Source organism: Rhodococcus sp. P4_C10 (assembly GCF_056402135.1).
Window position 1 is genome coordinate 1 of sequence record NZ_JBFUHZ010000123.1, and the last position, 301, is coordinate 301.

Annotated in this window: 1 protein-coding gene; it reads left to right on the forward strand. The window is 71.4% G+C overall.

Annotated elements, in window-relative coordinates; translation table 11 throughout:
* On the forward strand, window positions 1–301 hold a 301-nt coding region (locus AC1DWC_RS26805), incomplete at both ends, for a thiolase family protein (protein ID WP_477912934.1).

Genomic DNA, 301 nt, shown 5'->3' on the forward strand with positions numbered 1-301 from the left:
TGGGCACACCAGTAATCGTCGAGGCAGTCCGTACCCCGATCGGCAAGCGAGGGGGTTGGCTGTCCGGCCTGCACGCGGCGGAGACCCTCGGCGCGGTTCAGGTCGGACTTCTCGAGCGGGCGGGCATCGACCCCCTCCTCGTCGAGCAGGCCATCGGCGGCTGCGTCACCCAGGCGGGCGCACAGTCCAACAACGTCACTCGGGTGGCCTGGCTGGCTGCGGGCCTGCCGTGGCAGACCGGCGCCACCACCATCGACTGCCAGTGCGGCAGCGCGCAGCAGGCCAACCACCTGATCGCCGG